Origin of the sequence: Pseudomonas parakoreensis (genome assembly GCF_021602155.1) — a bacterium.
Taxonomy (GTDB): domain Bacteria; phylum Pseudomonadota; class Gammaproteobacteria; order Pseudomonadales; family Pseudomonadaceae; genus Aquipseudomonas; species Aquipseudomonas parakoreensis.
This window is the reverse complement of sequence record NZ_BQHY01000001.1, coordinates 157,072-181,017: the sequence shown is the minus strand read 5'-3', so window position 1 is coordinate 181,017 and position 23,946 is coordinate 157,072. Positions and strand designations below refer to the sequence as shown.

The 23,946-nt window shown below is 61.0% G+C and carries 16 protein-coding genes and 2 tRNA genes; 14 read left to right on the top strand and 4 right to left on the bottom strand.

The window, feature by feature from the left end:
- Nucleotides 1-94 precede the first annotated feature (94 nt).
- From hflK to L6D63_RS00745, 5 genes are all read left to right on the top strand, one after another.
- On the top strand, nucleotides 95-1,270 hold the full coding sequence (hflK, locus tag L6D63_RS00765) for an FtsH protease activity modulator HflK (protein WP_041065698.1): 1,176 nt from the start codon (nucleotides 95-97) through the stop codon (nucleotides 1,268-1,270).
- Complete coding sequence (hflC, locus tag L6D63_RS00760; RefSeq protein WP_041065696.1) at nucleotides 1,270-2,139, top strand: protease modulator HflC; 870 nt, start codon at nucleotides 1,270-1,272, stop codon at nucleotides 2,137-2,139. Before hflK ends, hflC begins: the two co-directional genes overlap by 1 nt.
- Nucleotides 2,140-2,452: 313 nt before the next feature.
- Nucleotides 2,453-3,640 (top strand): ATP phosphoribosyltransferase regulatory subunit, encoded by a 1,188-nt coding sequence (locus tag L6D63_RS00755; protein WP_131670982.1) that lies wholly within the window; start codon nucleotides 2,453-2,455, stop codon nucleotides 3,638-3,640.
- Between the two features lie 54 nt (nucleotides 3,641-3,694).
- Nucleotides 3,695-4,984 carry an adenylosuccinate synthase gene (locus L6D63_RS00750; RefSeq protein ID WP_003221122.1) on the top strand — a complete coding sequence of 430 codons (1,290 nt, stop codon included), beginning with the start codon at nucleotides 3,695-3,697 and terminating at the stop codon, nucleotides 4,982-4,984.
- A gap of 139 nt (nucleotides 4,985-5,123) precedes the next feature.
- The gene (locus L6D63_RS00745) at nucleotides 5,124-7,058 is read left to right on the top strand and encodes a methyl-accepting chemotaxis protein (RefSeq protein ID WP_121183423.1); all 1,935 of its coding nucleotides are present in this window, start codon (nucleotides 5,124-5,126) and stop codon (nucleotides 7,056-7,058) included.
- Nucleotides 7,059-7,137: 79 nt separating this feature from the next.
- On the opposite strand, the gene L6D63_RS00740 is transcribed toward L6D63_RS00745, so the two are convergent.
- The 4 genes from L6D63_RS00740 to L6D63_RS00725 form a co-directional block, all read right to left on the bottom strand.
- Nucleotides 7,138-8,703, bottom strand: a complete 1,566-nt coding sequence (locus tag L6D63_RS00740; protein ID WP_095667686.1) for an ABC transporter permease — start codon at nucleotides 8,701-8,703, stop codon at nucleotides 7,138-7,140.
- Nucleotides 8,703-9,713: an extracellular solute-binding protein gene (locus tag L6D63_RS00735; protein WP_047290985.1), complete on the bottom strand. Its 1,011-nt coding sequence runs from the start codon at nucleotides 9,711-9,713 to the stop codon at nucleotides 8,703-8,705. The genes L6D63_RS00740 and L6D63_RS00735 overlap by 1 nt, the downstream gene beginning before the upstream one ends.
- A 282-nt stretch (nucleotides 9,714-9,995) precedes the next feature.
- Nucleotides 9,996-10,082, bottom strand: a tRNA-Leu gene (locus L6D63_RS00730).
- A 181-nt stretch (nucleotides 10,083-10,263) separates the two neighbouring features.
- A tRNA-Leu gene (locus L6D63_RS00725) sits at nucleotides 10,264-10,350 on the bottom strand.
- Nucleotides 10,351-10,575: 225 nt separating this feature from the next.
- On the opposite strand from L6D63_RS00725, the gene rnr reads away from it, so the two are divergent.
- From rnr to L6D63_RS00680, 9 genes are all read left to right on the top strand, one after another.
- Nucleotides 10,576-13,206 (top strand): ribonuclease R, encoded by a 2,631-nt coding sequence (gene rnr, locus L6D63_RS00720; RefSeq protein ID WP_047290987.1) that lies wholly within the window; start codon nucleotides 10,576-10,578, stop codon nucleotides 13,204-13,206.
- Nucleotides 13,203-13,967: a 23S rRNA (guanosine(2251)-2'-O)-methyltransferase RlmB gene (gene rlmB / locus L6D63_RS00715; RefSeq protein WP_047290988.1), complete on the top strand. Its 765-nt coding sequence runs from the start codon at nucleotides 13,203-13,205 to the stop codon at nucleotides 13,965-13,967. The genes rnr and rlmB overlap by 4 nt, the downstream gene beginning before the upstream one ends.
- A gap of 313 nt (nucleotides 13,968-14,280) precedes the next feature.
- Nucleotides 14,281-14,703 carry a 30S ribosomal protein S6 gene (gene rpsF / locus L6D63_RS00710; RefSeq protein WP_003221133.1) on the top strand — a complete coding sequence of 141 codons (423 nt, stop codon included), beginning with the start codon at nucleotides 14,281-14,283 and terminating at the stop codon, nucleotides 14,701-14,703.
- A 28-nt stretch (nucleotides 14,704-14,731) separates the two neighbouring features.
- A complete protein-coding gene (gene rpsR / locus L6D63_RS00705; RefSeq protein ID WP_002551829.1) occupies nucleotides 14,732-14,962 on the top strand; it encodes a 30S ribosomal protein S18 in 231 nt (76 codons plus the stop codon).
- Nucleotides 14,963-14,998: 36 nt separating this feature from the next.
- Nucleotides 14,999-15,892 (top strand): hypothetical protein, encoded by an 894-nt coding sequence (locus L6D63_RS00700; protein WP_047290989.1) that lies wholly within the window; start codon nucleotides 14,999-15,001, stop codon nucleotides 15,890-15,892.
- Between the two features lie 19 nt (nucleotides 15,893-15,911).
- On the top strand, nucleotides 15,912-16,358 hold the full coding sequence (gene rplI, locus L6D63_RS00695) for a 50S ribosomal protein L9 (RefSeq protein ID WP_003186385.1): 447 nt from the start codon (nucleotides 15,912-15,914) through the stop codon (nucleotides 16,356-16,358).
- A 120-nt stretch (nucleotides 16,359-16,478) separates the two neighbouring features.
- Complete coding sequence (gene dnaB, locus L6D63_RS00690; RefSeq protein WP_041065665.1) at nucleotides 16,479-17,876, top strand: replicative DNA helicase; 1,398 nt, start codon at nucleotides 16,479-16,481, stop codon at nucleotides 17,874-17,876.
- A gap of 203 nt (nucleotides 17,877-18,079) precedes the next feature.
- Nucleotides 18,080-20,383 carry a YgiQ family radical SAM protein gene (locus L6D63_RS00685; protein WP_041065663.1) on the top strand — a complete coding sequence of 768 codons (2,304 nt, stop codon included), beginning with the start codon at nucleotides 18,080-18,082 and terminating at the stop codon, nucleotides 20,381-20,383.
- A 281-nt stretch (nucleotides 20,384-20,664) separates the two neighbouring features.
- Nucleotides 20,665-23,940 carry a transglutaminase family protein gene (locus tag L6D63_RS00680; RefSeq protein ID WP_131670984.1) on the top strand — a complete coding sequence of 1,092 codons (3,276 nt, stop codon included), beginning with the start codon at nucleotides 20,665-20,667 and terminating at the stop codon, nucleotides 23,938-23,940.
- The last annotated feature ends 6 nt before the right edge of the window (nucleotides 23,941-23,946 follow it).

The following is a 23,946-nucleotide window of genomic DNA, read 5'->3' as shown; positions in this document are numbered from 1 at the left end:
GCCTGGCAAAGCGGTTGTGCCGCAACGGCAGGCATTCTGTAGCATTGGTCGGCGCGCCGTGGGTGCGTCTTTGCTTTATCAGATGGAGAGCGCTATGGCTTGGAATGAGCCGGGTGGCAACTCGAATAATCAGGATCCTTGGGGTGGCAAGCGCCGCAATAACGGCGACCGCAAGGGGCCACCGGATCTCGACGAGGCCTTCCGAAAGCTGCAGGAAAGCCTGAACGGGTTGTTCGGTGGTGGTAAGAAACGCGGTGGTGACGACGGCGGTGGTTCGGGCAGGAGTGGTGGCGGCTTCGGCGGTCTGCTCGGCATCGGCCTCGTCGTGCTGGCGGCTGTCTGGCTGTACAGCGCGGTCTATGTGGTCGACGAGCAGGAGCAAGCCGTGGTGCTGCGCTTCGGCAAGTACTACGAGACTGTCGGCCCCGGCCTGAACATCTACTTCCCGCCGATCGACAAGAAGTACATGGAGAACGTCACGCGTGAGCGTGCCTACACCAAGCAGGGCCAGATGCTGACCGAAGACGAAAACATCGTCGAAGTGCCGCTGACCGTGCAGTACAAGATCAGCAACCTGCAGGATTTCGTGCTGAACGTCGATCAGCCGGAAATCAGCCTGCAGCATGCGACCGACAGCGCCCTGCGCCACGTGGTGGGTTCGACCGCCATGGACCAGGTGCTGACCGAAGGTCGTGAACTGATGGCCAGCGAAATCAAGGAGCGTCTGCAACGTTTCCTCGATACCTATCGCACCGGTATCACCGTCACCCAGGTCAACGTACAGAGCGCAGCGGCACCGCGCGAAGTGCAGGAAGCCTTTGACGATGTGATCCGCGCCCGCGAAGACGAGCAGCGTTCGCGCAACCAGGCGGAAACCTACGCCAACGGCGTCGTGCCGGAAGCCCGTGGTCAGGCCCAGCGTATCCTCGAGGATGCCAACGGTTACCGTGACGAAACGGTCTCGCGCGCCAAGGGTGAGGCAGACCGCTTCACCAAACTGGTCGCCGAGTATCGCAAGGCCCCTGAAGTCACCCGCCAGCGTCTGTACCTGGACACCATGCAGGAAGTCTTCAGCAACACCAGCAAGGTACTCGTGACCGGCAACAAGAACGGCCAGAGCAACCTGCTTTACCTGCCGTTGGACAAGATGATCCAGAACAGTTCGGGCAGCAATGCACCGGTGACCGGTTCGGCCGCCGCCAGCAACAACACGGACGTCGCGCCGCATGTCACTGACCTGCCGCAGACGCGTACAAGGGAGAGCCGCTGATGAGCAATAAATCGCTGATCGCCCTGATCGTTGGCGTTGTCGTGGTGCTGGTGGGCTGGAACTGCTTCTACATCGTCGCTCAGACCGAGCGTGCGGTGCTGCTGCAATTCGGTCGTGTGGTTCAGGCTGATGTTCAGCCCGGCCTGCATGTGAAAGTGCCTTACGTTAACCAGGTGCGTAAATTCGACGCACGTCTGATGACGCTGGATGCACCGACACAGCGCTTCCTGACCCTGGAAAAGAAAGCCGTGATGGTCGATGCCTACGCCAAGTGGCGCGTGAAAGATGCCGAGCGCTTCTACACTGCGACTTCCGGCCTCAAGCAAATCGCTGACGAGCGTCTGTCCCGTCGTCTGGAATCCGGTCTGCGTGACCAGTTCGGCAAACGCACCCTGCACGAAGTGGTGTCGGGTGAGCGTGATGCGCTGATGGCTGACATCACCGCGTCGCTGAACAAGATGGCGGAAAAAGAGCTGGGTATCGAAGTCGTCGATGTCCGGGTCAAGGCCATCGATCTGCCGAAAGAAGTGAACCGCAGCGTGTTCGAGCGTATGAGCACCGAGCGTGAGCGTGAAGCTCGCGAGCACCGCGCCAAGGGTAACGAGCTGGCCGAGGGCATCCGTGCCGACGCCGATCGTCAACGCCGCGTGCTGCTGGCTGAAGCCTATCGTGAATCCGAAGAGATTCGCGGTGACGGCGATGCCCAGGCCGCTGCGATCTACTCCAAGGCCTACGGTCAGGATCAGGAGTTCTACGGTTTCTACCGTAGCCTGCGTGCCTACCGTGACAGCTTCGCGAACAAATCCGACGTCATGGTTCTCGACCCAAGCAGCGACTTCTTCCGTTACCTGGAAAAGTCCAAGCCTTGATACGACGTTGACCTGAATCATTCCGCCCGGCGGCTAAAACCTCGGGCGGGGTGATCCTTTGGGAAAACGTGTGTATGATGCGGCAGCCGGGAAATTCCCGGCTTTTTTGCGTCTGCACGTTTGATTGCTGTTTTTTGTTGCAGGCATCGGGTTGAATGGCCCGAGCGTTTTTCGAGGAAAGTGATGGGCGAAGCCGGTAACAGGCCTTTCGCCGCGTCGTTCATGCGCGTGCGTTTTGAACGGTTTGGTCATTTTCTGCTTCACTCAAGGCTCGCCCGCAGGCTGGCCGCCCGGATCAAAGGGGAATGGCGTAATGGCAACGGTAGACCGCTGGCTGCTGCCAGATGGCATCGAAGAAGTACTGCCACCGGAAGCGGCGCGCATTGAAGTCGCGCGTCGTCAGGTGTTGGATCTGTTCCAGAGCTGGGGTTACGAGTTTGTCGTGACTCCCCATATCGAGTACCTGGAATCCCTGCTGACCGGTGCGGGCCAGGACCTGGATCTGCGTACCTTCAAGGTCATCGACCCACAGTCGGGTCGGCAGATGGGTTTCCGCGCCGACATCACGCCGCAAGTGGCGCGCATCGATGCGCATACCCTGCGTCGCGAAGGCCCTAGCCGCTTGTGCTACGCCGGCAGCGTGTTGCATGCCCAGCCGCGTGCGCTGTCGTCCTCGCGCAGCCCGATTCAACTGGGTGCCGAGTTGTACGGCGATGCCAGCCCGAGCAGTGACGTGGAAGTCATCAGCCTGATGCTGGCCATGCTGCAACTGGCCGATGTGCCGGATGTGCACATGGACCTTGGCCATGTCGGCATCTACCGTGGTCTGGCGCGTGCCGCCGGTCTGTCGGGTGAGGTTGAGCAGCAGTTGTTCGATGCGTTGCAACGCAAGGCCATCGACGAGGTCATTACCTTGACCGAAGGCCTGCCGGCCGATCTGTCCGGCATGCTGCGGGCGCTGGTCGACCTGTGTGGTGGCCGGGAAGTACTGAGCGCTGCCCGTGAGCGTCTGGCCAATGCCCCGGCGCCGGTTCTGGATGCGCTGGAAGATTTGCTGGCAATCGCCGAGCGTCTGGCGACGCGTTTCCCGGATCTGCCGCTGTACTTCGATCTGGGCGAGCTGCGCGGCTACCACTACCACACCGGTGTGGTGTTCGCGGTGTTTGTCCCGGGCGTGGGTCAGTCCATCGCTCAGGGCGGTCGTTACGACGACATCGGCGCCGACTTCGGTCGCGCCCGTCCGGCGACCGGCTTCTCTACCGATTTGAAAACCCTGGTGACCCTGGGGCGTGCTGAGATCGAGCTACCGTCTGGCGGTATCTGGATGCCTGACAGTACGGATGCGGCACTCTGGCAGCAGGTTTGCCAGTTGCGCAGTGAGGGTCAGCGTGTCGTTCAGGCATTGCCTGGACAACCTTTGGCCGCCGCCCGTGATGCGGACTGCGACCGGCAATTGATTCAGCAGAACGGGCTTTGGCAAGTATCGCCACTGGCTTCTTGAGTTTTCCTGCCGGCCATCGCCGGCACCAAGTTTGCGCGAATGAGGACAAGTGTTATGGGTAAGAATGTCGTAGTCCTGGGCACCCAATGGGGTGATGAGGGCAAAGGCAAGATCGTTGATCTGCTGACCGAACATGCTGCCGCCGTAGTGCGCTACCAAGGTGGCCACAACGCTGGCCACACCCTGGTGATCGACGGCGAGAAAACCGTCTTGCACCTGATCCCGTCGGGTGTGCTGCGCGAAGGCGTGCAGTGCCTGATCGGCAACGGCGTGGTGGTTGCACCTGACGCCCTGCTGCGTGAGATCACCAAGCTGGAAGAGAAAGGCGTACCGGTGCGCGAGCGCCTGCGTATCAGCCCGTCCTGCCCGCTGATCCTGTCCTTCCACGTGGCGCTGGACCAGGCCCGTGAAAAAGCCCGTGGCGAGCTGAAGATCGGTACCACCGGTCGCGGCATCGGCCCGGCTTACGAAGACAAGGTTGCCCGCCGTGGCCTGCGCGTCGGCGACCTGCTGAACATGCCGCGTTTCGAAGACAAGCTGCGTGAACTGGTGGATTACCACAACTTCATGCTGGTGGGTTACTACAAAGAGCCGGCCATCGAGTTCGAAAAGACCCTGGCCGAGTGCAAGGAATACGCCGAGCTGCTCAAGCCGCTGATGCTCGACGTGACTGCCGAGCTGCACGACCTGCGTCGCGCCGGCAAAGACATCATGTTCGAAGGCGCTCAGGGTTCGCTGCTCGACATCGACCACGGTACCTACCCGTACGTGACCAGCTCCAACACCACCGCCGGTGGCGTGGCGACCGGTTCGGGCGTTGGTCCGATGTTCCTCGACTACATCCTGGGCATCACCAAGGCTTACACCACTCGCGTCGGTTCGGGTCCATTCCCGACTGAGCTCTTCGACGACGTGGGTGCGCACCTGGCCAAGCAAGGTCACGAGTTCGGCGCGACCACCGGCCGTGCTCGTCGTTGCGGCTGGTTCGACGCCGTTATCCTGCGTCGCGCTATCGATGTGAACAGCATCTCGGGCATCTGCCTGACCAAGCTGGACGTCCTCGATGGTCTGGAAACCATCAACATCTGCACCGGCTACAAGGACGCGCAAGGCAATGCCGTGGCGCCGACCGACGCTGACAGCTACGTGGGCCTGCAGCCTGTGTACGAAGAAGTGCCGGGCTGGACCGAATCGACCGTGGGTGCCAAAACCCTGGAAGAGCTGCCAGCTAACGCTCGTGCCTACATCAAACGCGTTGAAGAGTTGATCGGCGCGCCGATCGACATTATTTCGACGGGGCCGGATCGCAACGAAACCATCGTTCTGCGTCATCCGTTCGCTTGATAAGTCGTTGATGTAAAAAACAAAGGCCCCTTCATCGGGGCCTTTGTCGTTTATGCCTGTTGGACGGCATGACCTTTGCTGTAAATCTTCCTACAAGAGTGCCATCAAATTAATGGCGTCAGACGTAGAGGGATTCACAGTGTCGGCCGTTCTCTCACTGTTACAAAGCCGTTTGTTGCGGCCCGTGTTCGTTACCCTTGGTATCGCCCTTTTGGTGCAAGTGCTGGTGGCAGTCGCCCTGACACGAAGCACGGTCACGGCGCTGGAAGCCGACCTCGGCACTCGTCTGGGTGCTGATAGCCAGAAGCTTTCAAGCGAGCTGGAGCAGGCCGGGCGTGAAGTCACCTCCAGCCTCGACAACCTTTCCTCAAGTACCCGGCAGCGTCTGACCGCTGGTCTGTCCGCGCGTCTGAAGGATGAGCAGGCACAACTGCGTGCGACGCTGGAAAAAGACCTGAAGGATTCGGCCAATGACATGGCCCAGTTGCTCGCCTCAGTGGCGCCACGCGCCATGTGGGACAGCGACGTGCCGACCCTGTCGGAATTCGCCCGCCGCGCCCAGCGCAATCCCAACGTGCTGTTCGTTGTTTACGACGACGCCACCGGACAGCACCTGACGCGTTATCTCAATCGCGAAAACCCGATCAACAAAGCCCTGCTGGAAAAAGGCCAGGGCGAGCGTGCGCTGGACAAGGTGCTGGACGCGGCGAAGAACGATCCGTCGGTTTACTACCTCGAAGCGTCGATCAACCCTAACGGCGTGGAAATCGGCAAAGTGCTGATGGGCGTCTCGACCGCGTCGGTGGAAACCGATCTGGCGGCGCTCGACCAGCGCTTCTCGGCGCTGATCGCCAGCAGTGATCAACTGGTGGGCGACAGCCTCAAAGGCGCAGCAGCGGACAGCGCGACTGCGATGCAGGCACGCCTGCAGTCGGCGCAATCCACCGCTGCCGAAATGAAAGCCAATACCAGCAGCACCGTGCAGGATGCCGCCGCGACCTTGCGCTGGCGGATCGGCATGGGCCTGGCGCTGGTCGGTTGCGGCGTGTTGCTGTTGCTGGCGGTGGTGCTCGGGCATCGAGTGGTCAATCGTCTGAAAATGCTCAACGCAGCGATGGACGATCTGGCGGCGGGCGAGGGCGACCTGACCAAGCGCGTGCAGATCAACAGCAAGGACGAAATCGGCGACATGGCCTCGGCAGTCAATCGCTTTGTGGATAAGTTACAGCCGATCGTGCGCGAGGCGGGCGATGTGGCCCAGCGTACCGGCGTGGAAATCGGTGCGATGACCCTGCGCAATGCCGGTGCCGACGCAGCGGCCGGGATGCAGCGTGATGAAGTGGCGGAGAGCCTGCGCGCGCTGTCGCAGATGGCTGACGAGGCGCAGTCGGAAAGCCATGCCATGCAGGCGGCGTTGAAGCAGGTGGTGGATATTCGCCAGGCCACCGATGAAAACACTCGCACCTCGGCGAAGGTCGGCAGTTTGATCGAGGCGCTGGCCGGGCAGGTCGACACCGGGGCGAAAGTCATCGAGCGACTGGCGCAGCAGAGCGAACAGATTGAAGTGGTGTTGACGGTGATTCACGGCATCGCCGAGCAGACCAACCTGTTGGCCTTGAACGCGGCGATCGAAGCGGCGCGGGCCGGCGAGACCGGGCGCGGTTTTGCGGTGGTTGCGGATGAAGTGCGCGCCTTGGCGAGCAAGACGCAAAGCTCGACGGGCGATATCCAGGCGCACATCGTCGCGTTGCAGCAAGGCGCGCGTGAGGCGGTCGAGGCGATTGGTCAGGCCGGGCGGCAGGCCAGCGAAGGGTTGCTGGTGTTACGCGACAGCGCACGGTTGCAGCAGTCAGTGCAGGCATCGGTCGAGCAGGTGCACGCGGCGATTGGTCTGGCGACGCAGGCGGCGGCGCATCAGGCGCAGGGCGCGCAGGCAGTGCGCGGGCGGGTCGAGACGATTCATGCCCAGGCCGAGAAAGCGGCGCAAGCGGTGGTGGAAACCACGGCCAGTGGCAAGGTGCTGGATGGGTTGGCGGCGCAGTTGAAGGCCAGCCTCGGACAGTTCAGGGCTTAAATCAAAAGATCGCAGCCTGCGGCAGCTCCTACATGGGGATTTGCATTTCCCTGTAGGAGCTGCCGCAGGCTGCGATCTTTTAGCGGCTCAGGTACATACGGGTCGTCAGCAGATACACCGGCAACCCCGACACCACAATCAACAGCGCCGCATAAGGTGCCGCCGCCGCAAATTCGACATTCGCGGTATGCGCCCAGACCTCGGTCGCCAGCGTGTTAAGCCCGGTAGGGCTCAGCAGCAGCGTCGCCGTCAGTTCCTTCATCGCATCCAGAAACACCAGCGCAAACGCCGCGCCCAGTGCCGGGAAAATGATCGGCAGGGTCACCCGGCAAAACGCGGTGAACGACGATGCGCCCAGCGTGCGTGCCGCTTCTTCCAACTGCGGCGCAGCCTTGTTCAGTGCTGTGCGAATTGGCGCCTGCGCCAGCGGCAGGAACAGCAGCGCATAGGCGATCAGCAGCAGCGCCGACGTCTGGTACAACGCCGGCACGTAATGCAGGGCGAAATACACCAGCGTCAACGCAATCACCAGGCCCGGTAAGGCGTGGAGCAGATACGGCAAGCGCTCGGCCCAGAGCGCCAGTTGGCCCTTGTAACGCACCACCAGCAGTCCGACCGGCACCGCCAGCAGCAGGCACAGCGCTGCGCCACCGAGCGACAAGGCCAGCGAAGACAGCAGCGCCTCTGTGATCGCTGCGACCGGGAAGGCTGCCGATGAGCCAACCGCCAGCCAGTACGCGAGCATGCCCAGCGGAATTCCGCTGCCGACAATCGCCAGCAACAGGCAATACAACTGACCGACAATAGCCCACGGCCCCAATCGCACTTGTTCGGCCTGACGTGCCGCGCCCTGGCCAGTGCGTACATGGCGACCTTTGCCGCGGACACGCAGCTCCAGCCACAGCAGCATCAGACACAAGGCGAGCAACACTGCCGACAGCATTGCCGCGTTGGCGTTGCTGAATTCCAGTTCGAATTGCTGATAGATCGCGGTGGTGAAGGTTTGCAGGCCGATGATCGACAGCGCGCCGAACTCGACCAGCATGTGCAGGGCAATCAGTAGCGAACCGGCCAGCAGCGATGGCCAGAGCAACGGCAGAGTGACGCGGAAAAACACGCCCCAGCGGTTCTGTCCCAAGGTGCGAGCCGATTCTTCAAGGGACGGATCAAGGTTGCGCAGGGTTGCCGCGACCGGCAGAAAGATCAGCGGATACTTCGACAGGCTCATCACCAGAATCGCCCCGCCGAGGCCTTCGAACTGCGCGCTCAACGATACCCAGGTAAAGCTGCTGACGAACGCCGGTACCGCGAACGGCAGGCACAGAATCACGCCCCACAGGCGTCGTCCCGGCAGATTGCTGCGCTCCAGCAGCCACGCCAGTGACAGGCCGATCACGCCGCACGTCAGCGTCACGCCAACCATCAACGCCAGCGTGTTGCGCAGCAGGCCAAACACATACGGGCGCCACAGCAAGTGCAGTGCCTCGGCCCAGCCGGCCTGCCAGGCTTTCAGCCCGACATAGGCCAGCGGCAACAGGCTCAGCACCACCAGTAGTAAAACCGGCAGCACCAGCCAGATCGATGGCCGCTTGCGGCGTGGCACGTAACCCCCGCGCGCGGCGGGGGCGGATAACGATGCGGCCATCAGTTCAGGCCAACTTCACGTTCCAGCTCAAGGGCTTCCTCAGCGTTGCCCAAATCGGCCGGGGTCACGTTCGGCGCTTGCAGTTCGCTGAATGGCTTGAGCCCGCGATCCGATTCCATGCCCTTGTGCAGCGGGTATTCGGCGGTGGTCTGGGTGATCACGCGCTGACCTTCTTCGCTGGCCATGTAGGCAAGGAATTGCTGAGCTTCTTTTGGATGTTTGCTGGATTTCAGCACGGCAGCACTGGACACGGTGATCAGCCCGCCGACATCGCCGCCGGTGAAGTAATGCAGTTTCGAGTCGAGTTTGCCTTTCTCGCGCTGCAGGGCGAACCAGTAGTAGTTGTTCACCAATACGGTGGCGACCTCACCATTTTCCACGGCTTTGAGGGCTACCATGTTGTTGCTGTAGGTCTTGCCGAAAGCGCGCAGGCCGGTCAGCCATTCTTCGGCGGCGTCGCGACCGTGCATCTTGATGATTGCCACGGCCTGTTCCTGAAAGGCGCCGCTGGTCGGGACGAAGCCGACTTTGCCTTGCCACTTCGGATCGGAGAATTCCATCACCGACTTCGGCAGGTCTTTTTCGGCGACCAGTTTCGGGTTGTAGGCAACCACGCGAACCCGCGCGGTGACACCGATCCAGGTGCCGTTGCCGGCAACGTATTCTTTCGGCAGCACGGCCAGCGTGGCGTCATCGGTCTTGGCCAGCAGGCCTTGCTCGCCGAGGTTGTTCAGTGGTGGGGATTCTTCGGTGTAGATCACGTCGGCGGGGGAGCGGTCGCCTTCTTCGATGACCTGGCTGGCGAGCTGGTTGCTGCTGCCTTTGCGTACATTGACGTGAATGCCGGTCTTGGCTTCGAAAGCCTTGGCGATCGCATCGCCGACTTCCTTGTGTTGACCGTTGTAGAGTGTCAGGGAAACCGCATCGGCTGCCTGGGTGAGGGGAGTGGCGAGTGCCAGGCCGAGCAGGGTGAAGGTCAAGCCGCGGCGCAGGGTATTTCGAAACATCATTCGCAGGGTTCCTCACTGTCGCATTGCAAAAACTTGCAACAATGATAAACGATATTGTTTCTCAAGTGCGCCTTGCGGGCTGCTGCCAGCTCTGGTACGGCGCATTCGCAGAAATGTAGGAGCTGCCGAAGGCTGCGATCTTTGCTTTTAAAAAAAGATCAAAAGATCGCAGCCTTCGGCAGCTCCTACAGGGTCGGGGCGCAAGTTTTCAAATGCCAGAAACGCAAAAACCCGCTTTCGCGGGTTTTTTGGAAACTCAACGTCGTAACCTTGAGTTTGAATTGGTGCCCAGAAGAAGACTCGAACTTCCACGACCGTAAGGTCACCAGCACCTGAAGCTGGCGTGTCTACCAATTTCACCATCTGGGCATTCATCGCGAGCGTTGCCGCTGTTGATGTGGCGCACTATACGGAGCGCTTTTTGATCTGTAAACCCCTGATTTAATTTTAATTAATCGGGTTTGACAAAACCGTTCCCCGGAATGCAAAAAACCCGCTTTCGCGGGTTTTTGTGTGAGTCTTGAAACTGTTCTAGTCTCAAACTCGAAATTGGTGCCCAGGAGAAGACTCGAACTTCCACGACCGTAAGGTCACCAGCACCTGAAGCTGGCGTGTCTACCAATTTCACCACCTGGGCATCTCGTCAACGTGTGTACGTCGTCGATGGCGCGCACTATACGGAGCGCCTTTTTAACTGTAAACCCCCGGCAGCAAAAAAAATGATTTTTTTTACCGGCGGTGTTCAAAAGGGCTTTCAGGCGTCGATACAAGGCTTCAGAAGGGCCTTATAGAGTCGGAAATTTCCCGTTTGATGACGCCTATGCCAAACTAACCCGCATATAGACAAGGTGAAAACTCTCTAATGGCCGATTGGCAGTCCCTCGATCCCGAGGCCGCTCGTGAAGCGGAAAAATATGAAAACCCTATTCCCAGCCGCGAACTGATCCTTCAGCACCTTGCTGATCGGGGTTCGCCTGCTGCCCGCGAGCAACTGGTCGAAGAGTTTGGTCTGACCACCGAAGACCAGATCGAAGCCCTGCGCCGCCGCCTGCGCGCCATGGAGCGCGACGCTCAACTGATCTACACCCGCCGTGGCACCTATGCGCCGGTAGACAAGCTCGATCTGATCCTCGGTCGCATCAGCGGTCACCGTGACGGCTTCGGCTTCCTGGTGCCGGACGACGGCAGCGACGATTTGTTCATGAGCCCGGCGCAAATGCGTCTGGTGTTCGACGGTGACCGTGCCCTGGCTCGGGTTTCCGGTCTCGACCGTCGCGGTCGCCGGGAAGGCGTGATCGTCGAAGTGGTGTCCCGTGCCCACGAGAGCATCGTAGGTCGCTACTTCGAAGAAGGCGGCATCGGTTTCGTCGTGGCCGACAATCCGAAGATTCAGCAGGAAGTGCTGGTGACTCCGGGTCGCAACGCCAACGCGCAAATCGGTCAGTTCGTCGAGGTGAAAATCACCCACTGGCCGACGCCGCGCTTCCAGCCGCAAGGCGATGTGATCGAAGTGGTCGGCAACTACATGGCGCCGGGCATGGAAATCGATGTCGCGCTGCGTACCTACGACATTCCGCACGTCTGGCCTGAAGCGGTGCTGAAAGAAGCCGCCAAGCTCAAGCCTGAAGTCGAAGAAAAAGACAAAGAGAAGCGTGTCGATCTGCGCCATCTGCCGTTCGTCACCATCGACGGCGAAGATGCCCGCGACTTCGACGACGCGGTCTACTGCGAAGCCAAACCGGGCAAACTGCGTCTGTTCTCCGGTGGCTGGAAGTTGTACGTGGCGATTGCCGACGTTTCCAGCTACGTGAAGATCGGTTCGGCGCTGGACAACGAAGCCCAGGTGCGCGGCAACTCGGTGTACTTCCCCGAGCGCGTGGTGCCGATGCTGCCTGAGCAGCTGTCCAACGGCCTGTGCTCGCTGAACCCGCATGTCGACCGTCTGGCCATGGTTTGCGAGATGACCATCTCCAAGTCCGGCGAAATGACCGACTACTGCTTCTACGAAGCGGTGATCCATTCCCACGCCCGCCTGACCTACAACAAGGTCAGCGCGATGCTGGAAACCCCGAAAGCCACCGAAGCACGCAAGCTTCGCGGCGAATACACCGACGTGGTGCCGCACCTCAAGCAGCTCTATGCGCTGTACAAAGTGTTGCTGGCTGCCCGTCACGTGCGCGGCGCGATCGATTTCGAAACGCAGGAAACCCGGATCATCTTCGGTTCCGAGCGCAAGATCGCCGAAATCCGTCCGACCACCCGCAACGATGCGCACAAGCTGATCGAGGAATGCATGCTGGCGGCCAACGTGGCCACTGCCGAATTCCTCAAGAAGCACGAAATCCCTGCGCTGTACCGCGTCCACGACGGCCCGCCACCGGAGCGTCTGGAAAAACTGCGCGCCTTCCTCGGCGAGCTGGGCCTGTCCCTGCACAAAGGCAAGGAAGGACCGTCGCCGAAGGACTATCAGGCCCTGTTGGCGAGCATCAAGGACCGTCCGGACTTTCATCTGATCCAGACCGTGATGCTGCGCTCCCTGAGTCAGGCGGTGTACAGCGCCCAGAACGAAGGGCACTTCGGCCTGAATTACGAGGCCTACACCCACTTCACCTCGCCGATCCGTCGTTACCCGGACCTGCTCACGCACCGCGCGATCCGCAGCGTGATCCATTCGAAGCAGGACACGCCGCACGTTCGCCGTGCCGGGGCGATGACCATTCCGAAGGCGCGTATCTACCCATACGACGAAGCCGCACTGGAACAGCTCGGCGAGCAGTGCTCGATGAGCGAGCGCCGTGCCGACGAGGCCACCCGCGACGTGGTGAACTGGCTCAAGTGCGAGTTCATGAAGGATCGCGTCGGCGAATCGTTCCCGGGCGTGATCACGGCGGTGACCGGTTTTGGTCTGTTCGTCGAGCTGACTGACATCTATGTCGAAGGCTTGGTGCACGTCACCGCGCTGCCGGGCGATTACTACCACTTCGATCCTGTGCATCACCGTCTCGCGGGCGAGCGCACCGGCCGCAGCTTCCGCCTCGGCGATACCGTTGAAGTGCGCGTGATGCGCGTCGACCTCGACGAGCGCAAGATCGACTTCGAGATGGCCGAAAAAACCATCAGCGCGCCGATTGGTCGTAAGAAACGTGGCGCCGATACCGCAGCGCCTGCGACCAAGGCTGTGGAGGACAAGGCTCCGGCGAAAACCGCCAGCCGTCGTCCGGCCAAGGAAAAGGCTGTCGAGGCCTATCGCCCGAGCGATGCCGTGGCGAAAAACGCCGAGCTGCGCAAAAGCCGTGAGTTGAAGAAGGCCTTGCTGGCCGAAGCCAAAAGCGGTGGTAAAGCGGCGTCTGGGGGAAAGACCGGACGGTCGACGCCTGACAAGGCCGTCGGCGGCAAGCCAGCCAAACCGAGCAAACACCGTAAAGGCCCGCCAAAAGCGGGTTCGGCTCCAGCCAAAAGTGGCGGGTCGCGTAAACCGAAGGCGAAGTCATGAGTCAGTTGGAAAAAATCTACGGCGTTCACGCGGTAGAAGCGTTGCTGCGTCACCACCCGAAACGCGTCAAGCAGATCTGGCTGGCCGAAAGCCGCAATGATCCGCGCGTGCAGACCCTGATCGAACTGGCCAACGAAAATCGTGTGCAGATCGGTCAGGCCGAGCGCCGCGAAATGGACGCCTGGGTTGAAGGCGTGCACCAGGGCGTAGTGGCGGAGGTCAGCCCGAGCCAGGTCTGGGGCGAGGCGATGCTCGACGAACTGCTCGACCGCACCGAAGGCGCACCGTTGTTGCTGGTGCTCGACGGCGTGACCGACCCGCACAACCTCGGCGCCTGCCTGCGTTCGGCGGATGCTGCGGGAGCGCTGGCGGTGATCGTGCCCAAGGACAAGTCGGCAACCCTGACGCCCGTGGTGCGCAAAGTGGCCTGCGGCGCGGCAGAAGTGATTCCGCTGGTGGCGGTGACCAATCTGGCGCGTACTCTGGAAAAGCTCCAGCAGCGCGGTCTGTGGGTGGTCGGCACGGCGGGGGAGGCCGAGGTCAGCATTTATGACCAGGACCTGACCGGCCCGACCATCCTGATCATGGGTGCCGAAGGCAAAGGCATGCGTCGCCTGACCCGCGAGCACTGTGACTATCTGGTGAACCTGCCGATGGCTGGCAGCGTCAGCAGCCTTAATGTGTCCGTGGCGACCGGCGTGTGCCTGTTCGAAGCGCAGCGTCAACGCGGCGCCAAGGCCAAAGTTGCCGCGAAGAAGTAATCTTGAGCTGAAATCGGTTCAAATGTGGGAGCGAGCCTGCTCGCGAAAGGGGTGTGTCAGACGACAATAATGTTGCCTGATAGATCGCATTCGCGAGCAGGCGCGCTCCCACAGTGTTTTGTGTCAGGCCGAAGATCGGTGATTGTTCAAATAATCACCAATTGCCTTGCACCTCTGCAGTCCCTTCTCTACAATTGCGCCCCTTGCTGTGACGGCAGGCACGCATGTGCCCCGCGCCAGCAAGTCCATAAGTGTCATTCACTCCTTGTCTGACCGTTTTTGAGCGGCAGGCTACAACCCGTAAGGAGCATTCATGCGTCATTACGAAATCATCTTTCTGGTCCACCCTGACCAGAGCGAGCAAGTCGGCGGCATGGTTGAGCGTTACACCAAGCTGATCGAAGAAGACGGCGGCAAAATCCACCGTCTGGAAGACTGGGGCCGTCGTCAACTGGCCTACGCAATCAACAATGTTCACAAGGCTCACTACGTGATGCTGAACGTTGAGTGCACTGGCAAGGCCCTGGCCGAGCTGGAAGACAACTTCCGCTACAACGATGCTGTGATCCGTAACCTGGTCATCCGTCGCGACGAAGCCGTTACCGGCCAGTCCGAGATGCTCAAGGCTGAAGAAAACCGCAGTGAGCGCCGTGAGCGTCGCGACCGTCCTGAGCACTCCGACGCTGATGGCGTTGAGGGTGATGACAGCGACAACAGCGATAACGCTGACGAGTAATCCACGGACCTTTTAAGGAGCCTATCAAATGGCACGTTTCTTCCGTCGTCGTAAATTCTGCCGCTTCACCGCTGAAGACGTGAAAGAGATCGATTACAAAGATCTCAACACTCTGAAAGCCTACGTATCCGAGACCGGCAAAATCGTTCCAAGCCGCATCACCGGTACCAAAGCTCGTTATCAGCGTCAGCTGGCCACCGCTATCAAGCGCGCCCGCTTCCTGGCCCTGCTGGCCTACACCGACAGCCACGGCCGCTGAGACCGGGCAGTCGACAAGTAGCAAAGGATTGAATGCATGCGTGCCTTAGCTGAGTTCATCATGCGCGGCCGCATGCAGGCCACTCTCGTAGTGGCCGGGTGTGCAACATTGCCGTTGTTGTATTGGTTGGGTGCTGCCGCCGGGAGCCTGGTGCTTCTGCGGCGCGGACTGACGGACGCCATTGGCGTCCTGTCCCTGGGGCTGCTGCCGGCATTGATCTGGTGGCTGTATGCCGATGATCCGCGAGCACTTCTGGTGCTGCTGGGGTCTTCGGGGCTTGCGTTGGTGTTGCGCGCAAGCGAATCCTGGGTCCGCACGCTGCTGGTCAGCGTAGTGATTGGAGTGGTGTTTTCTGTGGTGCTCGGGGCAGCGTTTGCGGCCCAGATCGAGATGCTCGCGCAGGCCTTGATAAAGGTCATGCCGGCGCTTCTTGGTGAAACCTACAAGCAATTGTCGGTCGATGAGCAAGCGCGTTTCGCGTCCCTGATTGCACCGGTCCTGACCGGACTGATTGCGGCGTTGTTGCAGATCGTCAGCGTGCTGAGCCTGATTATCGGGCGTCATTGGCAGGCGTTGTTGTACAACCCGGGTGGTTTTGGTCGCGAGTTTCGCGCCATCCGGATCCCGCTGGGGCCGGCGATGTTGCTGCTGGCGTTGATGCTTCTGGGCCCGAATCTCGGTGCACAGATGGCCATGTTGACGCCGTTGTGCAGCGTACCGCTGGTGTTCGCCGGACTGGCCCTGATTCACGGGCTGGTCGGGCAGAAGCGACTGGCCGGTTTCTGGCTGGTGGGGTTGTACGTCACGCTGCTGTTGTTCATGCAGCTGCTCTATCCGTTGCTCGTGGTTCTGGCCATTGTCGACAGCCTGATTGATTTTCGCGGTCGTCACGTGTCGAAAGGCACCGATAACGCGAACGGTGAAGGTTAAAAGTTAAGAGGATTTCCACATGCAACTGATCCTTCTGGAAAAAATCGCCAACCTGGGCAACCTGGGCGACAAAGTAAACGTTAAGGCCGGTTACGGCCGTAACTACCTGCTGCCTTTCGGCAAAGCTACCGCTGCGACCGCTGCCAACCTGGCTGCGTTCGAAGAGCGTCGCGCTGAGCTGGAAAAAGCCGCCGCAGACCGTAAAGCATCGGCTGAAAGCCGTGCTGCCCAACTGGCCGAGCTGGAAGTGACCATCACTGCCACCGCTGGCGACGAAGGCAAGCTGTTCGGTTCGATCGGTACTCACGACATCGCTGACGCACTGACCGCCTCCGGCGTTGAAGTGGCGAAAAGCGAAGTTCGTCTGCCGAACGGCACCATCCGCAACGTGGGTGAATTCGACGTGGCTGTGCACCTGCACGCCGAAGTTGAAGCCACCGTACGCGTTGTCGTGGTAGCAGCTTAAGCAATACTTGTCGGCTGGCACCCTCGGGTGCTAGCCGGTAACATCGGGCACGATCCTGTTTACAGGTCGTGCCCTTTGTCTTTCTGGTACTCCCGTTTTCAACCCTGACTCCAAGTGGCCATGAACGAAATCACCGCTCCCGAGCAATACGATCTGCAAACCGCCGCGCTGAAAGTGCCGCCGCATTCCATCGAGGCCGAACAGGCTGTACTCGGTGGTCTGATGCTGGACAACAACGCCTGGGAACGCGTGCTCGATCAAGTCTCCGACGGCGATTTCTACCGGCATGACCACCGCCTGATCTTCCGTGCGATCGCCAAACTGGCCGATCAGAACATGCCGATCGACGTCGTGACCCTTGCCGAGCAACTGGACAAGGAAGGTCAGACGTCCCAGGTTGGCGGCCTCGGTTACCTTGGCGAGCTGGCGAAAAACACGCCGTCCGTCGCCAACATCAAGGCCTATGCGCAGATCGTTCGCCAGCGGGCGACGTTGCGCCAGTTGATCGGCATCAGCACTGAAATTGCCGACGCCGCCTTCAACCCCGAAGGTCGTACCGCCGAAGAGATCCTCGACGAGGCCGAACGGCAGATCTTCCAGATCGCCGAGGCGCGTCCCAAGACTGGCGGGCCGGTGGGCGTCAACGAACTGTTGACCAAGGCCATCGATCGCATCGACACCCTGTTCAACACCGCCGACTCGATCACTGGCCTGTCCACCGGTTATACCGACCTTGACGAGAAGACCAGCGGCCTGCAACCGGCCGACCTGATCATCGTCGCCGGCCGTCCGTCGATGGGTAAGACCACCTTCGCCATGAACCTGGTGGAAAACGCCGTACTGCGCAGCGACAAGGCGGTGCTGGTGTACTCCCTCGAGATGCCAGGCGAATCGCTGATCATGCGTATGCTTTCGTCCCTGGGGCGTATCGATCAGACCAAGGTGCGTTCCGGCCAGCTGGAAGACGACGACTGGCCGCGCCTGACCTCGGCGGTCAATCTGCTCAACGACCGCAAGCTGTTCATCGACGATACCGCCGGCATCAGTCCGTCGGAAATGCGTGCGCGGACCCGGCGCCTGGTTCGCGAACATGGCGACATCGGTCTGATCATGATCGACTACCTGCAGCTGATGCAGATTCCCGGTTCCAGCGGCGACAACCGGACCAACGAAATTTCCGAAATCTCGCGATCTCTGAAAGCCCTGGCCAAGGAATTCAACTGCCCGGTGGTGGCGTTGTCGCAGCTCAACCGTTCCCTGGAGCAACGTCCCAACAAGCGTCCGGTGAACTCCGACTTGCGGGAATCCGGAGCGATCGAGCAGGACGCCGACGTCATCATGTTCGTGTACCGGGACGAGGTGTATCACCCGGAAACCGAGCACAAGGGCATCGCCGAAATCATCATCGGCAAGCAGCGGAACGGCCCGATCGGCTTTATTCGCCTGGCGTTTATCGGTAAGTACACCCGCTTCGAAAACCTCGCGCCGGGCAGTTACAACTTCGACGACGACGAGTAACGTCGAGCACCTGTGGCGAGGGAGCTTGCTCCCGATCGGCTGCGCAGCAGTCGAATTCTGGGGGCTGCTTCGCAACCCGGCGGGAGCAAGCTCCCTCGCCACAGGTAAAGCACAATTTCCGACCATAGCCGTCGGAATTGGTCAAAGTTTGTGCTATATTCCGCGCCCGCGAAATTCAATGAAAGCCAACACCGGTTATCGACATGCAAGCAGCCAAGCCGTTATTTGACTATCCAAAGTACTGGGCCGAATGTTTCGGGCCAGCGCCATTCCTGCCGATGAGCAGGGAGGAGATGGATCAGCTCGGCTGGGATTCCTGCGACATCATCATCGTCACCGGTGATGCCTACGTCGATCACCCGTCGTTCGGCATGGCGATCATCGGCCGGCTGCTGGAGTCCCAGGGCTTCCGCGTCGGGATCATTGCCCAGCCGAACTGGCAGTCCAAAGACGATTTCATGAAGCTCGGCGAGCCGAACCTGTTCTTCGGCGTCGCGGCCGGCAACATGGACTCGATGATCAACCGCTACACCGCGGACAAGAAAATCCGTTCCGACGACGCCTACACGCCGGGTGGCATGGCGGGCAAACGTCCGGACCGCGCGAGCCTGGTCTACAGCCAGCGCTGCAAAGAGGCGTACAAGCATGTGCCGATCGTTCTCGGCGGCATCGAGGCGTCCCTGCGTCGCATCGCCCACTACGACTACTGGCAGGATCGCGTGCGCAACTCGATCCTGATCGACGCCAGCGCTGACATTCTGCTGTACGGCAACGCCGAGCGGGCCATTGTCGAAGTGGCCCAGCGCCTGTCCTACGGGCACAAGATCGAAGACATCACCGATGTGCGCGGCACCGCGTTCATCCGCCGTGACACGCCGCAAGGCTGGTACGAAGTCGATTCCACGCGCATCGACCGTCCGGGCAAGATCGACAAGATCATCAACCCGTACGTCAACACCCAGGACACCCAGGCCTGCGCCATCGAGCAAGAAAAGGGGCCGGTGGATGATCCCGAGGAAGCCAAGGTCGTGCAGATCCTGGCCAGCCCGAAGATGACCCGCGACAAGACCGTGATCCGCCTGCCTTCGATGGAAAAGGTGCGTAACGATCCGGTCCTGTACGCCCACGCCAACCGCGTGCTGCACCTGGAAACCAACCCGGGCAACGCCCGCGCGCTGGTGCAGAAGCATGGCGAGATTGACGTCTGGTTCAACCCGCCGCCGATTCCGATGACCACTGAAGAAATGGACTACGTGTTCGGCATGCCTTACGCCCGTGTTCCGCACCCGGCGTACGGCAAGGAAAAGATCCCGGCCTACGACATGATCCGTTTCTCGGTGAACATCATGCGTGGCTGCTTCGGCGGCTGCACGTTCTGCTCGATTACCGAGCACGAAGGCCGGATCATCCAGAACCGTTCCGAAGAGTCGATCATTCGCGAAATCGAAGAGATCCGCGACAAGGTCCCGGGTTTCACCGGCGTCATCTCCGACCTCGGCGGCCCGACCGCGAACATGTACCGCATTGCCTGCAAGAGCCCGGAAATCGAATCCGCGTGCCGCAAGCCGTCCTGCGTGTTCCCGGGCATTTGCCCGAACCTGAATACCGACCACTCGTCGCTGATTCAGCTGTACCGCAGTGCCCGTGCCTTGCCGGGTGTGAAGAAGATCCTGATTGCCTCCGGCCTGCGTTACGACCTCGCGGTCGAGTCGCCGGAGTACGTCAAAGAGCTGGTGACCCACCACGTAGGTGGTTACCTGAAGATCGCCCCGGAACACACCGAGGAAGGTCCGCTCAACCAAATGATGAAGCCAGGGATCGGTACTTACGACCGCTTCAAGCGCATGTTCGAGAAGTACACCAAGGAAGCAGGCAAAGAGCAGTACCTGATCCCGTACTTCATCGCTGCGCACCCGGGCACCACCGATGAAGACATGATGAACCTGGCGCTGTGGCTCAAGGGCAACGGTTTCCGTGCCGACCAGGTGCAGGCGTTCTACCCGTCGCCGATGGCCACCGCCACCGCGATGTACCACTCGGGCAAGAACCCGTTGCGCAAGGTCACCTACAAGAGCGACGGTGTGACTATCGTCAAGAGCGAGGAGCAGCGTCGTCTGCACAAGGCGTTCTTGCGTTATCACGACCCGAAAGGCTGGCCGATGCTGCGCGAAGCGCTGACCCGCATGGGCCGCGCCGACCTGATCGGGCCGGGCAAGAACCAGTTGATCCCGCTGCACCAGCCGGCCACCGACAGCTACCAGAGCGCCCGTCGCAAGAACTCGACGCCGGCCGGCAGCCACAAGGTCGCGAAAGAGAAGACCACCAAGATTCTGACCCAGCACACCGGCCTGCCGCCGCGTGCCAGTGACGGTGGCAACCCTTGGGACAAGCGTGAACAAGCCAAGGCTGCGGCGTTTGCCCGCAACCAGCAGGCGGCCAAGGAGCGCAAGGAAGCGGCCAAGGGCAAGGGGCCGAAACCGGCGCGCAAGCCCGTCGTTCCTCGTTAAAACAGAAAACGCCAACCTTCGGGTTGGCGTTTTTTTTAAGATCAAAAGATCGCAGCCTGCGGCAGCTCCTACATCGGGTCATGCGTTTCCCTGTAGGAGCTGCCGCAGGCTGCGATCTTTTGATCTTCGCCACATTTAGGCGCAACTTCCTCAATCCATTTCCCCGCATCGCCCGATTTTGGTGCTGTACTGCCTTGAGCATTCCGGGAAAGCGCCCAAGCTTCTGCATGGCATAAGTCTTGCGCGCTTTCGAATACGCTTAGGCTCGCAGGAGGCACGCCGTGTCGATTCATGTCGCATTGCATCACGTCACGCATTACCGCTACGACCGCGCTGTCGAACTCGGCCCGCAGATCGTCCGCCTGCGTCCGGCCGCTCACAGCCGCACGCGGATCTTGTCGTATGCGCTGAAGGTCTCGCCCGAGCAGCACTTCATCAACTGGCAGCAGGACCCGCAGGGCAACTACCTCGCGCGTCTGGTGTTCCCCGAGAAAACCAACGAATTGCGCATCGAAGTCGATCTGCTGGCCGAGATGGCAGTGTTCAATCCGTTCGACTTCTTCCTCGAACCTTACGCCGAGAAAATCCCCTTCAGTTACGCCGCAGATGAGCGCAAGGAATTGGCGCCGTACCTCGAAACCCTGCCGCTGACCCCAGCCTTCAAAACCTATCTGGAGAGCATTGATCGCACGCCGCTGCCGGCGGTGGATTTCCTGGTGATGCTCAACCAGCGTCTCAGCGAAGACATCCGCTATCTGATCCGCATGGAACCGGGCGTGCAAACCCCGGAACACACCCTCGAACAGGCGTCCGGCTCTTGCCGCGACTCAGCGTGGCTGTTGGTGCAGTTGTTGCGCAACCTCGGGCTGGCCGCGCGGTTTGTCTCCGGCTACCTGATTCAACTGACCGCCGACGTGAAAAGCCTCGACGGCCCGTCCGGCACCGACGTCGATTTCACCGACCTGCACGCGTGGTGCGAGGTTTACCTGCCGGGCGCTGGCTGGATTGGTCTGGATGCCACGTCCGGGCTGTTCGCCGGTGAAGGGCATATCCCGCTGGCTTGCAGTCCCGATCCTTCCTCAGCTGCGCCGATCAGTGGTCTGGTCGAGCCGTGCGAATGCCAGTTCAGCCACGAAATGTCGGTCGAGCGGATCTGGGAAGCGCCACGGGTGACCAAGCCCTACACCGATGAGCAGTGGCTGGCGATTCAGGCGTTGGGGCGGCAGATTGATGCCGACCTGCTGGAAGGTGATGTGCGCCTGACCATGGGTGGCGAGCCGACCTTCGTCTCCATCGACGACCCGGACGGTGCCGAATGGAACACAGCAGCGCTGGGGCCGGACAAGCGTCGCCTCTCCGCCGAACTGTTCCAGCGCATGCGCCAGCACTACGCGCCGAAAGGTCTGGTGCATTTCGGTCAGGGCAAGTGGTACCCGGGCGAGCAATTGCCGCGTTGGTCGCTCAACTGCTACTGGCGCCGCGATGGCGTGCCGATCTGGCACAACAGCGCACTGATCGCCGATGAGCAACACGACTACGGCGCCGATGGTGAACTGGCGGGACGCTTTCTCGCGAGTGTTGCCGAACGTCTGAAACTGCCTGCACGTTTCGTGTTTCCGGCCTACGAAGACAATTTCTATTACCTCTGGCGCGAGGGCGCATTGCCGAGCAATGTCAGCGCTGAAGATTCGCGACTTGAAGAGCCGCTGGAGCGCGCACGTCTGCGCAAGGTCTTCAATCAGGGTCTGGATAAAGTGATCGGTCAGGTGCTGCCGCTGGCGCGCACCGCCAAGGGTGATCAATGGCAGAGCGGGCGCTGGTACCTGCGCGACGAGCATTGCCGGCTGGTGCCCGGGGACTCGCCGCTGGGTTACCGTCTGCCGCTCGGTTCGCAACCGTGGGTGAAGGCCGCCGAGTATCCGTTCATTTATCCCAACGATCCGAATCAGGCCTTCCCCGAGCTGCCGGACACCGCTCAGCTCAACAGTCATGCCGAACCGGCCGCAGCCGACGAGCGTGCGCCGACAATCGACGAGTCCGCCGACTGGCTGACCCGCACCGCCTTCTGCGCCGAGGCGCGTGAAGGGCGTCTGTATCTGTTCCTGCCGCCGCTGGAGCGGCTCGAGGATTATCTGGAGCTGGTGGCGGCCATCGAGGCTACCGCCGAAGAGCTGCATTGCCCAGTGCTGCTGGAAGGTTACGAGCCGCCGAGTGACCCGCGCCTGAGCAACTTCCGTATCACCCCGGACCCGGGGGTGATCGAGGTCAACGTGCAGCCGTCCGCGACGTGGGACGAACTGGTCGAACGCACCGAGTTTCTCTATGAACAGGCGCGACAGACGCGGCTGACCACCGAAAAATTCATGATCGACGGCCGCCACACCGGCACCGGCGGTGGCAACCATTTCGTCCTCGGCGGCGCGACCCCGGCGGACTCACCGTTCCTGCGCCGTCCGGACTTGTTGCGCAGTCTGATCAGCTACTGGCACAACCACCCGTCGCTGTCCTACCTGTTTTCCGGTTTGTTCATCGGCCCCACCTCGCAGGCGCCGCGTGTTGATGAGGCCCGCAACGACGCCTTGTACGAACTGGAAATCGCCTTCGCGCAGATGCCTGAACCGGGCCAAGAGTGCGCGCCGTGGCTGGTGGATCGCCTGCTGCGTAATCTGCTGATTGACGTCACCGGCAATACTCACCGCGCCGAGTTCTGTATCGACAAATTGTATTCGCCGGATGGCGCGACCGGGCGTCTTGGTCTGCTGGAGCTGCGCGCGTTCGAGATGCCGCCCCACGCGCGCATGAGCCTGGCCCAGCAGTTGTTGCTGCGCGCGCTGGTCGCACGCTTCTGGCGCGAGCCGTATGCACCGCCGAAACTGGCGCGCTGGGGCACCGAGCTGCACGACCGTTTCATGCTGCCGCACTTTATCGAGCAGGATTTCGCCGACGTCATCGTCGAACTGAACAATGCCGGTTACCCACTGCGCGCCGAATGGTTCGCCGCGCACCTGGAATTCCGTTTTCCCAAGGTCGGCGATTACGCCGTCAACGGCATCGAACTGGAGCTGCGTCAGGCGCTGGAGCCTTGGCATGTGCTGGGCGAGGAAGGTACGGCGGGCGGCACGGTGCGCTATGTCGACTCGTCGCTGGAGCGTTTGCAGATCAAACTCAACGGCCTGCCGCCGCAGCGTTATCTGCTGACCTGCAACGGCGTCCCGGTGCCGCTGCAACCGACCGGGCGCATCGGCGAGTTCGTCGCCGGTGTGCGCTTCCGGGCCTGGCAACCGGCCAACTGTCTGCAACCGACCATCCCGGTGCACGCGCCGCTGGTGTTCGATCTGCTCGACACCTGGATGCAGCGTTCGCTGGGGGGCTGTCAGTACCACGTGGCGCACCCGGGCGGGCGCAATTACGAAACGTTGCCGGTCAACGCCAACGAGGCGGAGAGCCGGCGCATGGCGCGATTTTTCCGCATCGGACACACGCCGGGGAAACTTCCGATACCCAACCTGACAATCTCCGACGAGTTGCCGATGACACTCGATTTGCGACGTTTCTAAGTCCTG